The sequence below is a fragment of the Streptomyces sp. NBC_00019 genome, assembly GCF_045041015.1.
Classification (GTDB): Bacteria; Actinomycetota; Actinomycetes; order Streptomycetales; family Streptomycetaceae; genus Streptomyces.
This window is the reverse complement of the sequence record NZ_CP108302.1, coordinates 6,661,056-6,676,755: the sequence shown is the minus strand read 5'-3', so window position 1 is coordinate 6,676,755 and position 15,700 is coordinate 6,661,056. Positions and strand designations below refer to the sequence as shown.

Genomic DNA, 15,700 nt, shown 5'->3' with positions numbered 1-15,700 from the left:
ACAGGGACTCCTTTTTGAGAGCTACTCTCATTTCATGGACGCTTCCACTTCAGACCCGCGGCGTTGGTGGGCCCTCGCCGCCCTCGTCACGAGCATGCTGACCCTCGGCTTCGACACGACGATCCTCAACGTGGCGCTCCCGACCCTGGCCGCCGACCTCGGCGCCTCCACCGGCGAGCAGCAGTGGATGGCGGACGCGTACGTGATCGTGTTCGCGGCGCTGATGCTCCCCGCCGGGCTGCTCGGCGACCGCTTCGGACGGCGGCGGATGCTGATCGTCGGGCTAGGCGTCTTCCTCGCCGGTTCGCTGGTGGGCGCCCTGGCCGAGGACGTGCACTCGGTCATCGCCGCCCGCGCGCTGATGGGCGTCGGCGCCGCCCTGGTCACCCCGCTCGCGCTCTCCGTCCTGCCCACGCTGTTCGCCCGCGATGAGCAGCCCAAGGCCACCGCCATCGTCTCCGCCGCCTCGGCACTCGGCCTGCCGCTCGGCCCGATCATCGGCGGCTGGCTGCTCAACCACTTCTGGTGGGGCTCGGTCTTCCTCGTCAACATCCCGATGGCCGCGATCGGCATCGCCGCCTGCGTCTTCCTGCTCCCCGAGACCCGCGACCCCGCCTCCCCCAAGGTCGACACCGTCTCCACCGCGTTCACCGCGACCGGCCTCGGCGCCCTGGTCTACGCGATCATCGAGGCGCCCACCCGCGGCTGGGCTGACCCGCTGGTCCTGGCCATGCTCACGGCGGCCGTCGTCCTCATCACCGCGCTGGTCCTGCGCGAACGCCGGGTCGAGCGCCCCATGCTCGACATGACCCTGCTCGCCCAGCGCGGTTTCCTCTTCAACACGATCGCCGCGACCCTGGTCATGTTCGTCCTGTCCGGCCTGCTCTTCGTGCTGCCGCCCTACCTCCAGGCCGTCCTCGGCAACGACGCCCTCGGCACCGGCGTACGGCTGCTGCCGATGATGGGCGGAATCCTGGTCGCCTCCCGCACGGCCCCGCAGGCCGCCACCCGCTTCGGCGCCCGCGCCACGGTCAGCGCCGGTCTGGTGGTGCTGGCCTTCGCCGCGCTCCTCGCCAGCCGTACGACGGTCGACTCCGGTTACGGCTTCACCGCGCTGTGGCTCTCCATCACCGGCCTCGGCTTCGGCTTCTCCCTCATGCCGGCCATGGCCGGAGCCCTCGGCGCCCTGCCCCGCGACCGCGCCGGCAGCGGCTCCGGGCTCCTGATGACGCTGCGCCAGGTCGGCGGCGCGATCGGTATCGCCCTGCTCGGCAGTCTGCTGGCCGACACCTTCCGGGACCGGCTCGACGTCACCGGGCTGCCGGCGAAGGCGGCCGACACCGCCGGGGAGTCCGTGGTCGCGGCGCACCTCGTCGCCGAGAAGGCGAGCCCCGGAAAAGCAGCGGACCTGGTGGCCTCCGCGAACAGCGCCTACGTCCACGGCATGGGCGTCGTCATGGTGGTGTGCGGCGCCGCCGCCCTCGTCGCGGCGCTCCTCGCGGCGGCGTTCCTGCCGGGGACGCGCGAGGCCGACAAGGGCGCCGGCACCCCGGACATGGTGGCCCCGCAGGCCGATGCCCGACAATGAACCCATGACGCCCGCACGCTCCCTCCCGCTCACCGACGCCCCCCAGCTGGGACTTCGCGAGCGGAAGAAGATCAAGACCCGGACGGCGATCCGCGACGCGACGTACGCCCTGATCAAGGAGCAGGGCTACGACGCCACCACCGTCGAGCAGATCGCCGAGCGCGCCGAGGTGTCGCCGTCCACGGTCTTCCGCTACTTCCCCACCAAGGAGGACATCGTCCTCACGGACGAGTACGACCCGATCATCCTGGGCGAGCTGCGCAACCGGCCGGCGGACGAGGCGTGGGTCGACTCGATGCGGTACGTGATGAAGAAGGCCATCAGCTTCGGGCTCGAAAGGGAACCCGAGATCACCCGTATGCGATCGCATCTCCTGGTCCAGGTCCCCGCGGTGCGGTCCCGGATGCGGGAGCACATCGCGGTCACCAGCCGCATGCTCGCCGAGGCCGTCGCCGAGCGCACCGGCTGGGACAAGGACGCCCTGGAGGTACGGGTCTACACGATGTCCCTCATCAGCGGCTTCGGGGAGATCGCCCAGTACTGGGCCGAGAGCGGCTTCCAGGACGACCTCGTCGACCTCGTCGACCGCACCGTGGACGTCCTGACGAACGGCCTGCCGGTCCGGAAACCCTGAGGCCGCCGACGCCTCACATGACATCCTGACCAGGTGAACGGACCGGAGATCCACGTCGAATTCGCCCCCAGGCTGGCCCTGTTCGTCCCGCACGAACGCCGCCACGGCTCCACCACGGTCACCACCGACGGCGTCTCGACCCTCGGCCATGTCGTCGAGTCCCTCGGCGTCCCGCTGACCGAGGTCGGCACACTCCTCGTGGACGGCCGCGAGGTGCCCAGGTCGTACGTCCCCGCTGTCGGCGACTCCGTGGCCGTACGGGACGTCGAGCGCCCCCAGCGGGTGCCCGGCGCTCCGCTGCGCTTCCTCCTCGACGTCCACCTCGGCACCCTTGCCCGCCGGCTGCGCCTGCTCGGCGTGGACACGGCGTACGAGTCGACGGACATCGGCGACCCGGCCCTCGCCACCCGCTCCGCCGTCCAGCAGCGGGTCATGCTCAGCCGCGACCGGGGCCTGCTGCGCCGCCGCGAACTGTGGGCCGGCGCCTATGTCTACAGCACCCGTCCCGAGGAGCAGCTCCGCGACATCCTCGACCGGTTCCGCCCCGAGCTACGGCCCTGGACGCGCTGCACCGCCTGCAACGGCCTGCTCAGGGAGGCCACCAAGGAGGAGGTGGCGGACCAGCTGGCCGGCGGCACACACCGGTCGTACGACGTGTTCGCGCAGTGCACCCAGTGCGGGCGCGCGTACTGGAAGGGCGCGCACCACGAACAGTTGGAGGCCATCGTGGCGCGCGCCCTGGCGGACTTCCCTAACGCTTCCTGAGGTCGGCCTTCCCGCAGGCCACCCCGTCCCCGTTGGCATCGAGCCGCAGCGGGTCGTCCTTGCCGTTGACCTTCAGCCGGCCGTAGTCGTTCTTCTTCAGCCAGTCGCAGCGGGCCTTGGTGCCGGCCTTCACGCTCGGCGGGAAGTCGGTCGGCACACAGACGTTGATCGAGCCGTAGTGCCGGTCGCAGCCGGAGACGGTGACCGGCACCTGCTGCGAGGTGCGCTTCTTGCCGGGCTCGGTGACCTTGCCTTCGAGTGAGTCCGCGAAGGAGTGGACGTGCGCCGAGGCGTCCGTCGCACTGAGCGCCGAAGGCCCTTGCAGATGGACCCACTTGGCCACCGACGGCACCCCGTTGGCGTCGACCGCGAAGAGCATGTACCAGCCGGGCGGGGCCAGGTCGGGGTTGCTCGTCACGTTGAGGTCGACGTTGCCGCCGTCCACCGACAGCGGCAGATCGACGAACCGCTGGTTCGGGTCGGAGGAGTGCGTCACCGCGGCCGGGCGGATCAGCTCGGCCTTGGCGATGGGCCGGTCGACGGTGATCCGCTGGGTGTCGCCGTAGGTCCACTCGGTGTCGATGACCGAAGTGATCGACGGACGCGGGCCCTTGAGGAGATAGGGCGGCGTGTAGATCGACACGTTGTGGTTCCAGGTGCCGTTGCCCGGGTTGTCGCCGGTCGTCATCACCCGGCCGTCGGGCAGCAGGAACGCCGAGGAGTGGTAGCCGCGGGCCTCGGGGTCGGCGGCCACCGGGTCGAAGGTGCCGGTGTCCGGGTCGTAGAGCGACGACTCGTACACCGGGTCGGCGCGGTTGTGCAGCGCGCCGCCGGTCTCCAGCACCTTGCCGTCGGGCAGCAGTACGGCGGAGACGTACATCTTGCCCTGGTTGCCGGTCTGGGCCTGCTTGCCGTTGCCGAGGTCGACCGTGCCCTGCGGGAGCGGCGGACCGGCGGTGTAGGCCGGGTTCGCCTGCTTCAGGTCGATGACGTCGGTCAGGCGGTTGGCGTCCGGGTTGGAGTCGATGTTGCCGCCGCCGATCGTGAGGACCTTCTGGTCCTGTGCGGGTGGCAGCAGCACGCTCGCCGACTGGTCGCGCTCGTCCTTGTTCTGGAGCCCCGGGACCTGGGTGACCGTGTTGGCGTCGTAGTCGTAGATCGCGCTGCCGGTGCCCGGGATGTTGTTGCCGAAGACATGGCTGCCCGAGTAGAAGAGGCGGCCGTCCTGCATCAGGATCATCGACGGGTACAGACCCCAGTACGACCAGGTCTGGTTGACCTTCCAGAGCTCCAGCCACTTCTGCTCGGCGTCCGACCACAGCTCGGCGGTGACCGATCCGGTGGAGTCCTCGCGCAGCCCGCCGAAGGAGATGACGTCACCGTTGCCGAGGATCGTCGCCGACGGGTACCAGTGGCCGTCGTTCATGTCATTGGTCTTGCTGTACGTCTCGGTGACCGGATCGAAGATGTACGAGTCCTTGAACCCCTCGTAGCCGTGCCCGCCCGCGACCGGGTACGCCTTGTTCCCGCTCATCACCAGCACACGCCCGTCCTGGAGCTGGACGTGCCCGGAGCAGAACATGTCCTTGGGCGTGGGGATCACCTTGTACGTGCCGTTGACCGGGTCGTACACCGCCGAGGTGAAGGTGCCCGCGTTGAACTGCTCCTCGCTGTTGCCGGAGCCCGCGATCAGCAGCACCTTGCCGTTGTTGAGGACGACGGAGTGCATGGAGCGCACCGGGTTCTGTGTGGGCAGCACGTCCCAGCGGCCGTTGGCGCACTGCTCGGCGGTGCCCGTGCACTGCGGTGCGGGGACGGGGTCGGCGACCTGCTCCATGGTGTAGTCGTCGGTGGTGGCGGAGCCGGTGCCGTAGACGGAGACACCCCAGGTGATGCGGTCGGTGCCGGTGGGGACCTCGGGCGTACGGACGCTCGCCTCGGTCCAGCTGCCGGCCATCTCCAGGGTCTTCAGGTCCGTCCAGTACTGCCAGCCGGCCGTCGTGTCGTGCCGGAACAGGGTGACCGACGTGTCCGGGGTGGTCGACTTGTACCAGAGGTTCAGGTCGTACTGCCTGCCCACGCTGACGACGGGGGCGCACTCCGCCGACTCGGTGATCAGCGCCTTGCGGTCGCCTTCGGTCCGGCGGGTCAGCTCGACCTTCATGGCCTTCGAGCCGGAGTGGGCGTCGGACGTGGTGGTGAAGGTGAAGTCGTTGTCGCCCCAGCCGGACTTCTCCCAGCAGTACGGCATGCCGCCGGTGCCGGCGGTCTCGAAGCCGGGGTTCTTGATGAGGTTGGCGGCGGAGGCGGGCTGCGGGGCGGTCAGGAGCAGGCCGGCGGTCAGAGCGCCCACTGCGAGAAGGGCGGTTCTCCGTCTTCGGTTCATGCGGTGCGGCTCCTGTTTCTGCGCGGGAGATAAACCAGCGCCTCGGTCCCGGCGAAGCGCAGGACGAACGTCGTCACCAGCGCGAGTGCGGTGGCGGACAGCGCGCCCATCCCGAACCGGTGGACGAACAGCGCGATCAGCGGGATGCGCAGCACCAGGTCGGCGTTGGCGATCAGGGCGAACCGGCCGGCCCGGTCCCACCAGCGCCGGTGCCGGCGGCGGTCGCGGAACAGCAGATGCTCGATGAGCAGGAAGTTCCAGGCGACGCCGAGCTGGTTGGCGAGGATCTCGGCCGGTACGTAGTGCATGCCGAGGACGGTGAGGGCGTACAGCCCGAGCAGATTGGGCACGAACCCGGTCGCGCCGATCAGGCCGAAGCCGACCATGCGGGCGACCGGCGAGGCGGTGCGCAGACCGACCAGGTGACGCAGGAAGCGCAGGCCCTCCTGGGCGCTGGACTTGGACTCGCCCGCGTACCGGTCCTGGAAGACGAAGGGCACCTCGGTGACCGCGCGGGGGCGGCTGCGGACGGCGAGTTCGAGGAGGATCTTGTAGCCGAGGGGCTTCAGGACGTCGGCCGTGATGTCGCTGCGGCGGATCGCGAAGAAGCCGCTCATCGGGTCGCTGATGCCGTGCAGCCGGCGCGGGAAGAGGGACTTGGTCAGCCAGGTCGCCGCCCTGGACACGGCCACGCGGTAACTGCCCGCGAGCCCGGCGCGGCTGCCGCCCTTGATGTACCGGGAGGCGACGACGAGCCCGGCGTTCGCCCGCTCCCCCGTCGCGACCAGCTCCGGGACCAGGGACGGCGGATGCTGGCAGTCGCCGTCCATCACGACGACCCAGTCCGACCCGGCCGCCTTCATCCCCTCCACGACCGCCCCGCCGAGCCCGCCGACCGGCTCGTCACGGTGCAGCACGGTCACCGGGAACGGGCAGTCCTTGGCGGCCTCGTAGATCACCTCGGGGGTGTCGTCGGTGGAGTCGTCCACGAAGACGACCTCGCAGGGCAGTCTGGACGGCACCGACTCGCTGATCTGATGGAGCAGTTGGCGGATGTTGGCGGACTCGTTGTACGTCGGTACGACGATGGTGACGGCACCCGGTTCGGGGATCTCGGTGACCCGTACGTCCGGGACGGGAGCGGTGTACTCGTGGGTCATCGAACGCCTCCGGAGACGGTCTGGATCTGCCGGATCTCGATCCGGTCCGCACCGGTGCCGAAGACGGCGACCGGCGTCGAGTGCTGGATGGCGGCCCTGACGTTGGGCAGGTCCGCCGCGTCGCGCCGCACGGTCGGGGAGGCGACGACGTAGTCGAGATCCTTCCAGCCATGCGGCATCGTCTTGGTCACCGCCGGGTCGAGGTCGGCCTTGTAGAACCAGATGGCGCCGAGCCCGGGCCGGTACCCGGCGTGCACCAGGTCCAGCCAGAGCGCGTCGTCCACGAGTACCCGCCTCTTCTCCGGCTGCTCCACCTCGGTCGCCAGCCACTTGGAGGCGGCCTGGTAGGGGGCGTTGGCATCGGCGGTGACGGCGGTGCGGTCGCCGTCGTACCAGCGCGGGACGACGTAGGCGCCGGCGGCGATCGCGAGGACGGCGGCGAGGGCGTACCGGCCGCCCTGGGGCAGCCGGTGGCTTCTGCGCAGGACGGCATGGGCGACGGAGGCGGTGCCCCCGGCCAGCACGAGCGCGAGGAACGGCAGCGCCTGAATGACGTACATCGCGGGCAGATAGCCGTTGGGGCGCAGGGCGAGCCCGGCGAGGATCGCGACCGTCAGGGCCGGTCCGGCCAGTGCGCGGGCGGTGACCGACCAGCGCCAGGTGGCCAGCAGCAGAAGCGCGCCGACGAGACCCCCGAGGGGCAGGACACGGTCGTAGTAGAGCCATGACTGCAGCACCCCGTGGGAACCGGACCCCTGGTCGAGGATGAAGCCCGAACCGGGCCTGGTCATCTGGTACTTGACCCCGTCCCACAGCGACACATGTCCGCCGCCGGGCAGCAACTCGCCCTTGAGCAGAGCGAACAGGGGGTACGCGAGGCCGATCAGCGTGCACGCCGTGATCGCGCCGGTGAGGGCGAACTTGCGGGTGTCCCTGTGGCTGTGGCGCCACATGGTGAGCAGCAGCGCCGGCAGGACGACGAGCATCGTCTCCTTGGTGAGGACGGCCGTCGCGGCGGCGATGCCCGCGCCGAAGTGGTGCCAGAGGTGGCGGCTCGGGGAGGCGGCGAGGGTGAACGCGAGGAGCGTCCACATCACCGCGAGGTTGTCGAGGAAGATCTCCCGCTGGAGGACGACGGAGAGCGGGGAGAGCCCGAACAGGACCATGCCGAGCCCGGCGGCCCAGCGCGGCAGGGCGAGCCGGCGCCCGAGGACGTACACGAGGGCGGCGCTGATCCCGCTGATCAGCAGCATCGTCACCCGCATCGAGCCGACGGTCATCGACTCCGGGCTCAGGGCCTTCGGGATCCAGGTGAGCAGGGCCATCTGGATCCAGCCGAGCGGCGGGTGGTCGTACCAGTAGGTGTAGTGGGCGAGGCCCTTGCCCTCCTGGACGGCCCAGGCCTGGGCGAGGTAGGTGCCCTCGTCGTCGCTGAGGGTCGGGTAGTCGGCGATGTTCCAGCCCTGGACGGTGAGGATGGCGACGAGAAGCGCGCCGCAGAGGAGGAGGTCGGGGCGCTTCGACGGTGTCGTTCGACTGGTCGAACGCACTTCAGGCGCAGGCTGCCGCTGCGCGGGGACCTGGGGAACGGTCACCGCGGGGAGGGTGGAGGTCACGCAGGGACGTCCTCTCGGATCGCCGGTGTCTGGTTCAGATGCGCACCGACATGAGTGGTCAACTCCCAGTCGTTCCGACCGCGTTGTTCACGCCATACGGCGCGGACGGCGGCCCCGGCGAGGAGCACCTGGTAGAAGGGGCCGCCCACGACGAGCTTGAGGTAGTGGACGAAGCGGATGCGAAGGCCGTACTGCTTGCCGAAGTCGTGCAGTCCGACGATCTCGAAGACGAAGGTGACCAGTGCGGTGACGGCCGGCAGGAAGGTGATGAAGGCGACGCCGACGGGCACGTCGAGGAAGAGCGCGATCGCGACGTTGAGCGGGATGACGACGCCGGAGAAGGCCTGAAGGAACGGCGTCATGAGGGTGTAGCGGGCGAGCAACCGCTGGCCGAGACCGGGGAGTTGCTTCCAGTCCTTCTTCCGGTAGACCTGCAGGAAGCCCTGGTTCCAGCGGGTGCGCTGCTTGAGCAGCGACATGAGCGAGCCGGGGGTCTCCTCCCGGGTCACCATGTCGGAGTCGTAGGCGACGACGACCTTCTTGCCGACGCTGGAGAGCCGTACGCCCAGGTCGCAGTCCTCGGCGAGACAGTCGGGATCCCAGCCCCCGGCTTCCTTGAGGGTGTCGGTCCGTACGAAGACGGTGTTGCCGCCGAGCGGGATGAACCCCTTCTGCGCGTGCAGGTGCAGGCGGGAGCGGAACCAGAAGAAGTACTCCAGACAGTTACGCAGGCTGTACCAGCTGGAGTGGAAGTTGATGAGCTGCACACCGCCCTGGACGACGTCGGCCCCGGTGGTACGGAAGGCGTGGTCGACATGGGCGAGGAGCTCGGGGTGGACCTGGTCCTCGGCGTCGAAGACCCCGACGACGTCGCCGCGGCAGTGCGGCAGCGCCGTGTTCATGGCCTTCGGCTTGTTCTTCTTCTCGTGGGTGTCGACGACGACGCGGACGCGCGGATCACGCGCCGCGGCCCCCTCGGCCACTCTCGTCGTCTCCGGGTCGTCGTGCCCGACGATGACGATGATCTCGAAGTCGGTGTGGCTGGATTCCAGCAGCCGCTGGATGGTGTGGTCCAGCACGGCCTGTTCGTGGCGCGCGGGCAGCAGCAGCGAGAACGACACATGCTCGCCCCCGTCCGGTCTGCTGAACCGGGTGGAGGCGAGCACCTCGGGCGTGCGCCACGCGTGCATCTGCCACCACAGGGTGAACGCCGCCATCCAGAACAAGGCGAGCGAGACGGCGGCGATGAAGACAGACGTCAGCAACAGATCCCCCCAGATCCCCAAACCCCCTGTCACGACGGTCCGTCACATCCGCCGTGATCACTGTGGAGAGATTATGGGTGTTCTGTGAACAGAGGGATCTGCTCCCATAAATAGTGTGTTTCGGAGGAGTGTGGTGACTTAGGGGCGAATCCGAACACCGGATGACTGCCGGGTAACGGCGTTTCAGCCGTTCAGCGCCGCGCGCAGCCGGTCCGGGTCGGTCGTCGGGGCGTCACAGGTGAAGTTACGGCAGACGTACGCGGTCGGTTCACCGCCGACGAGAGGCCGGTCGGCGAGCAGGGGCAGTTCGTCACTCCCCGTCGCCCCGACGGCGACGACGGCACCGGGGGCGGTGCCGAGAAGTGCCGTACGGTGCAGGGCCTTTGTGCCCGGGTCGTCGAGCGCGGGACCGACGACCGCGATCTCCCGCGGCCCGTCGAGCAGGGCCTCGGCGACGGCGAGCCCCCACCCGATGAACCGCGGCACCCGCGGACCGAGCGCCTTGACGACCCCGAGGGCCTTCTCGGCGGCGGTGCGATGGGGCTCGGCACCGGTCTGGGCGGCATAGCTGAGCAGGGCGCCGGCGGCAGCGGTCCATCCCGAGGGAGCCGCGTTGTCGGTCGGGTCCTGAGGGCGCCGGATCAACTGCTCGGCATCGGAGGCGGTGTCGAACAGCGCGCCGGACTCCTCGTCCACGAACCGTGCCAGGACGTGGTCGAGCAGGAAGCCGGCGAACTCCAGCCAGACACCTTCACCGGTGACGGAGGCCAGGGCGAGGAATCCCTCGGCGACATCGGCGTAGTCCTCCAACACTCCCGCGTTGGCACCGGCATGGCCGTCCTTGCTGGTACGCGAGAGCCGCGCCTGCTCGTCGAGATGCAGCCGTACGAGGAGGTCGGCGGCCCCGACCGCGGCGTCGACGAGGTCGGGCCGGTCGAAGTAGGCGCCGGTCTCGGCGAGCGCGGCGATCGCCAGCCCGTTCCAGGCGGCCACCACCTTGTCGTCCCGGCCGGGAGCGGGGCGCTGACCCCGCGCCTCGAGCAGCCGGCCCTTCACGGACTCGATGTGCTCGGCGTCGAACACGCCCTCCTGCTGCGGAAGCTGGAGGACGGAGGCACCCTCTTCGAAGGTCCCCTCCTCGGTGACGCCGAAGTAGTGGGCGGCCAGTTCGGCGTCCTGGGACCCGAGGACCTCGGTGAGCTGCTCGGGCGTCCAGACGTAGTAGGCCCCCTCGACATGCTTGCCGCTGCCGTCGTCGCTGTCGGCGTCGAGCGCGGAGGCGAACCCGCCTTCCGGGGTGCGCAGTTCGCGCACCATGAAGTCGGCGGTCTCCAGGGCCACCCGGCGGGCGAGCTCGGAGCCGGTGGTGCGCCAGAGGTGGGCGTAGACGCGGCAGAGCAGGGCGTTGTCGTAGAGCATCTTCTCGAAGTGCGGCACGACCCACTCGCGGTCGACGGAGTAGCGCGCGAACCCGCCCCCGAGCTGGTCGTAGATGCCCCCGCGGGCCATCCGCTCACAGGTGTCCTGCGCCATCTGGAGCGCACCCTCGGAGCCGGTCCGCGCGTGGTGCCGCAACAGGAACTCGAGGACCATGGACGGCGGGAACTTGGGCGCCCCGCCGAATCCGCCGCGCTGCGGGTCGTACTCCCGGGTCAGCCCGAGCAGCGCCTTGGCGAGCTCCTCCTCACCGGGTGCCTGGGTGTCGCCGTAACTGATCTCCCGCCCGGCGAGATCCCGCACGATCTTCCCGGCCACCTCGGCGACCTCGTCCCGCTTGTCGCTCCAGGCGCTCCGCACACCCTCCAGGACCTGCCGGAAGGACGGCATGCCGTGCCGGGGCGCGGGCGGGAAGTACGTGCCGAAGTAGAAGGGTTCGGCGTCCGGGGTGAGGAACACGGTCATGGGCCAGCCGCCCTGCCCGGTGGCGGCCTGGACGGCCTCCATGTAGACGGCGTCCACGTCGGGGCGTTCTTCTCGGTCGACCTTGACGCTCACGAAATGGGCGTTGAGGTAGTCGGCGGTCGCCTGGTCCTCGAAGGACTCGTGAGCCATGACGTGACACCAGTGGCAGCTCGAATAGCCGACGCTGAGCAGCACGGGCACGCCCCGCTTACGCGCCTCCTCGAAGGCCTCGGCCGACCAGGGCCACCAGTCGACCGGGTTGTCGGCGTGCTGAAGGAGGTACGGGGACGTCTCGTGCGCCAGTCGGTTCGGCATGAGGTCCATCCTGCCGCAGTACCCCGCACGTCACGCGGCAGGCGTCTCCCAGACGGTGACGTCTAGTTTTCCGATGCCCCGGCCCGGTGGAGCGGCGACCACACGGAAGTGCACGACGCGGCCCTCACCGGTCAGGAGGCAGAAGTCGGCGCCGCGTTTCGCGTCCGCCGCGTAGACGCCGTTGCGTTCCACGGCTTCGATGCACTGCTCGGCCGTAGGAGCGGAGTCGGAGGCGGGCAACGGGGCCAGGTGGGAAGCGGAGTCGGGCACGTCCAGCCCCGGGGCGTCGCCGGACGCCTGGTAGATGATGTCCGCGCCCTTGAGGTCGGTGTTGTGCGCCGTCAGCGGTTCGGTCGTGTCCAGCTCGATGTACACCGCCCCGCCTTCGCTGACGTCGGCCGTCACCTCACCCGGCCCGTACAGCACCTGATCGGCCGCGGTGCTCTTCGTGGGAGACGGGGTGGGCTGCTCCTGGCCGGTGGGCTCCGTCGAGACCGACGACCGGGTAGGGCCGGTCGTCTCGTCGCTCTTGTCGTCCGACGAACCCGAGCCGCTCATCAGGATCGTGACCACGATTCCCACGACCGGGATGACGATCCCGGCGACCCACCAGGCCCAACGGGGCTGCTGCGGCCCCTGCGGCGGGACCGGCGGCGGACCTTGCGGCGGGCTCGTCGGCCCGTTGTTCGCCACACTCATGTCTTCCCCGTTGTCGCCTACTGTGTCCGCGGTCACGATAGCCACAGCCACGGCGCGCGCCAATTCACCAACGCCGAAAGGTGGTCTGAAGCCACTTGCCCCCTCGCCCCGGCGCACCCTGGGCAGCACACTTGACCAAGAACCGTTGTCACCGGAGGGGGACGAGACATGCGGGACAGCCATCGGGTGGACGCCGAGCGGCTGTTGGCACGGGCCGTGGAGGAGGAGGTGCGGCGCTCCGGCGGGCGTACCGACGGGCCGGTGCTGATGGCGCGAGGGCGTGGAGCGCTGGATGCCATGGCGCAGAGCGCCGCGGAGGAGTACGAGGCGTACACGCGCGCGTTGGACGAGGCGGCGGCCGGCCAGCTCACGTTCGGGCAGCGGTACGCGAAGGAGGGCGGCGGAACTCCGCTGATGGTGGCGGGCGTCGCCGCTCTCGCGGCCGTCGTCACGGACCTGGCGCTCGGCACCGGCGCGGGTACGGCGCTCGGTGCCGGGGCAGCCGTCGGCGTCGTGGGTGCGGCGGCGACCGTGGTGAAGGTCGCCGGTGCGCATCTGCCGGCCGCGCATCATCAGGCGGGCGCGGTGGGACAGCCGGGCGGGCCCGAGCAGTTGCGGCTGGCGTGGCTGACGGCGCTGGAGGTACGGGGCATCCGACCGTTCCTCGACCAGCAGCGGGTGCTGAGCGCCTCGACGGGGCCGAAGAAGACGGGGCCCCGGCTGAAGGGCGCCGACAAGAGCGCGGCGGCGCGCGGCCGGAACGTGCTGCAGCAGTCGTTCGGCCAACTCCCGGAGCCGGTGGCCGCGTTCGCGGGCCGGCGGCAGGAACTGGGGCGGATCCGGCAGTGGGTGCAGGCGGCCCGGGCGAGCACGGAGACCCGGCCGACGGTGGTGGTGCTGCACGGGTCGTCGGGCAGCGGCCGTTCGGCCCTCGCGCTGCAGGCGGCCCACGATCTGAAGGACTACTTCCGCGGCGCGTGCGTAGTGGACCTGCGCGGCGACAGCCCGGAGGAGCCGCCGCTGTCGACGCGGGACGCTCTGCTGCATCTGCTGAACCGGCTGGGCGCGCCCCGCGAGCAACTCCTCTTCCGTGAGCGTTCCTCACCGGACCAGCAGGTCAAGCGGCTGGGCGAGTTGTACCACCAGCATCTGACGGGGCTGCCGGTGACGATCGTCCTGGACGACGCCTCGGACCCCGAACAGGTCCGCACCCTCGTCCCCGAGCGCTCCGACAGCCTGGTCCTGGTCACCGCCCGCACCTCCCTGGACCTGCCCGCCGATCTGCCGGCCTGGGTGCACCAGTTGCCGGTCGAGGCGCTGGACGCGGCGGGCGCAGAGGAACTGCTGGGGGCGGCGGCGCAGGACGCGTCGGGTCCGTACGACGCCGATGCGTCCGACCTGGTACGGGAGTTGTGCGGCAGCCTGCCGCTGGCGCTGCGTGTCGCGGGTTCGTCCCTCGGCCCGCGCTCACCGCGCGCGCTCGCCGCGGACCTGGGGGCGTACGGTCCGGTGGAGCCGGTCGAGCGGGTGCTGTGGCTGCGCTACACCGACCAGTCGGACACGGCGCGGCGACTGCTGCGGCGCCTGGCCCTCGCCGGCCGGGCGTCCCTGGGCGCGGCGGCGGCCGCGGCGCTGCTGGCCACCGACCAGGCGGAGGCCACCCGCCAGTTGGTCGCGCTGTCCCGGGCGGGCCTGATCGACCATGTCCGCGGCGACCGCTACCGCCTGCACGACCTGGTCCGCGCCTTCGCCCAGGCCCGTCTCCTGGACGAGGAGGAACCGGCCGAGCGCAACTCGGCGCAGGAACGTCTCATCGTGAACTACGCCGAGCTGGCCGACTCGGTCCTGCGCCTGGTCGACGGCAACATGTCGACCCGCTCGGACCGCTTCAGCCCGCACGGCTTCACCTCCCTGGACGAGGCGCTGCGCTGGCTGGACGACGAGTCGAGCTTCATCACCTCGACCCTGCGCCACGCGGAGGGCGTGAACCAGGGCGCGGTGCTCAATCTCCTGGGCGCCCTCTGCGACTACTGCCTTCTGCGCGGCGACCTCTACCGCCTGGGCGAGATCAGCGAGCTGGCGCAGGCGGTGGACCAGGGTCTGCTGCTGAGGTCGGTCCAATGGCGCACGGGCATCGCGGCCCGCCAGCTCGGCGAGCTGGACAAGGCCCGCACGACCCTGACCTCGGTGGTCGACCTCTACATGGAGGCCCACCACGACGCGGGCGCGGCCCGCGCCCTGTGCTCCCTCGGCATCACCCTGCACCACCAGGGCAACCTGACGGAGGCCGCGGCGAAGCTCCACGAGGCCCTGGACCTCCAGGCGGCCCCCGCACTGGCCACCGACCGCGCCTGGACCATGCACGCGCTGGCGGCGGTGGAACGCGACCGGGCGCGGGTGGCGGAGGCCATGGAACTGCTCACCCGGTCCCTGGTCCTGCACCGCGCGGGCGAGTCCGTGCACGGCGAGGCCTGGGCCCACTTCCAGCTCGGCCAGCTGGGCCTGCGCATGGGCGACGTCCCCCGCGCGGAGACCGAGCTGCGCACCGCCCTGGACCTGTACGGCCGTACCCGCGACGCCCGTGGCGAGGCCTGGGCCCTGACCCAGCTGGCCCGCGCCCGTCTGGTCGCCGGCGACCCCTCCCCCGCGGTGGACGGTCTGCGCCAGGCGGCGTCCCGGCATCGCGACAACGAGGACGCCCGTGGCGAGGCGTGGACGGTGTACTACCTGGGCCAGGCGCTGGAGGAGACGGGCAACCTGGACCTGGCGGTACGGGAGTTGGAGAGGTCCAGGACCATGTTCTCCCGGATGCGGGACGTGTACGGCCTGGCCTGCGCCCGCCATCATTCGGCCCGGGTGACGCGCGACCAGCGGGCGGCACAGACCGGCTCGCTGCGGAACTCCGGCTTCGCACGCCAGCTCCTGGTCGACGCGCGTGCGGACTTCCAGCGCATAGGCGTCGCCCACGGCGAGGCATGGACGTGCCTGGAACTGGCCGTGGTCGACGCCGGCAACACCCGCACCCAGCAGGCCCTGTCGCTGTGCGACGAGGCGATCGGCCTGTTCACTTCCTACGGAGACCGCCGCGGCGAGGACTGGGCCCGCTTCCTGCGCTGCACACTGCTGCCGTACGCGGCACCGGGCGGCGTCGAGGTCGGCACGGCGGTGGCCCAGGAGGACCTGTCCCAACTGGGCCGGACCGGCCACTCGCTACGGGACGAGAAACTCGACGACTACGTCGAGGCGTACCAGCTCCTGCTGGAACGCGGCGTGAACCTGGAGGCCGGCTGGCAGGCCTGGCGCCTGGGCATGGTCCCGAACCGGCACGCCCGCGAGGTGATGGGGGTGGCGGTACCGGTCAAGAACTGAC

10 protein-coding genes are annotated in these 15,700 nt (G+C 70.6%); 4 read left to right on the top strand and 6 right to left on the bottom strand.

The features are described from left to right. Window positions 1-34 precede the first annotated feature (34 nt). The 3 genes from OHU89_RS31620 to OHU89_RS31610 are packed head-to-tail and all read left to right on the top strand — an operon-like array spanning window position 35 to window position 2,987. Window positions 35-1,588 (top strand): DHA2 family efflux MFS transporter permease subunit, encoded by a 1,554-nt coding sequence (locus OHU89_RS31620; protein WP_405647915.1) that lies wholly within the window; start codon window positions 35-37, stop codon window positions 1,586-1,588. Window positions 1,589-1,592: 4 nt separating this feature from the next. Beyond that, window positions 1,593-2,222: a TetR/AcrR family transcriptional regulator gene (locus tag OHU89_RS31615; RefSeq protein ID WP_405647913.1), complete on the top strand. Its 630-nt coding sequence runs from the start codon at window positions 1,593-1,595 to the stop codon at window positions 2,220-2,222. Window positions 2,223-2,255: 33 nt separating this feature from the next. Further along, entirely contained in the window at window positions 2,256-2,987 is a 732-nt protein-coding gene (locus OHU89_RS31610; RefSeq protein WP_267014979.1) for a Mut7-C RNAse domain-containing protein, read from the top strand. Here OHU89_RS31610 and OHU89_RS31605 read toward each other — a convergent pair. From OHU89_RS31605 to OHU89_RS31580, 6 genes are all read right to left on the bottom strand, one after another. Continuing rightward, window positions 2,974-5,373: a galactose oxidase-like domain-containing protein gene (locus tag OHU89_RS31605; RefSeq protein ID WP_405647910.1), complete on the bottom strand. Its 2,400-nt coding sequence runs from the start codon at window positions 5,371-5,373 to the stop codon at window positions 2,974-2,976. The two genes, OHU89_RS31610 and OHU89_RS31605, sit on opposite strands and share 14 nt — an antisense overlap. Continuing rightward, window positions 5,370-6,533 carry a glycosyltransferase gene (locus tag OHU89_RS31600; RefSeq protein WP_405647907.1) on the bottom strand — a complete coding sequence of 388 codons (1,164 nt, stop codon included), beginning with the start codon at window positions 6,531-6,533 and terminating at the stop codon, window positions 5,370-5,372. Before OHU89_RS31600 ends, OHU89_RS31605 begins: the two co-directional genes overlap by 4 nt. Further along, on the bottom strand, window positions 6,530-8,149 hold the full coding sequence (locus OHU89_RS31595; protein ID WP_405647905.1) for an ArnT family glycosyltransferase: 1,620 nt from the start codon (window positions 8,147-8,149) through the stop codon (window positions 6,530-6,532). Before OHU89_RS31595 ends, OHU89_RS31600 begins: the two co-directional genes overlap by 4 nt. Continuing rightward, window positions 8,146-9,414 carry a glycosyltransferase gene (locus OHU89_RS31590; protein ID WP_405647903.1) on the bottom strand — a complete coding sequence of 423 codons (1,269 nt, stop codon included), beginning with the start codon at window positions 9,412-9,414 and terminating at the stop codon, window positions 8,146-8,148. Before OHU89_RS31590 ends, OHU89_RS31595 begins: the two co-directional genes overlap by 4 nt. A 183-nt stretch (window positions 9,415-9,597) precedes the next feature. Then, window positions 9,598-11,631: a thioredoxin domain-containing protein gene (locus OHU89_RS31585; RefSeq protein ID WP_405647901.1), complete on the bottom strand. Its 2,034-nt coding sequence runs from the start codon at window positions 11,629-11,631 to the stop codon at window positions 9,598-9,600. Between the two features lie 30 nt (window positions 11,632-11,661). Further along, window positions 11,662-12,330: a hypothetical protein gene (locus OHU89_RS31580; protein WP_405647898.1), complete on the bottom strand. Its 669-nt coding sequence runs from the start codon at window positions 12,328-12,330 to the stop codon at window positions 11,662-11,664. A 168-nt stretch (window positions 12,331-12,498) separates the two neighbouring features. On the opposite strand from OHU89_RS31580, the gene OHU89_RS31575 reads away from it, so the two are divergent. Beyond that, window positions 12,499-15,699: a tetratricopeptide repeat protein gene (locus OHU89_RS31575; protein WP_405647896.1), complete on the top strand. Its 3,201-nt coding sequence runs from the start codon at window positions 12,499-12,501 to the stop codon at window positions 15,697-15,699. The last annotated feature ends 1 nt before the right edge of the window (window position 15,700 follow it).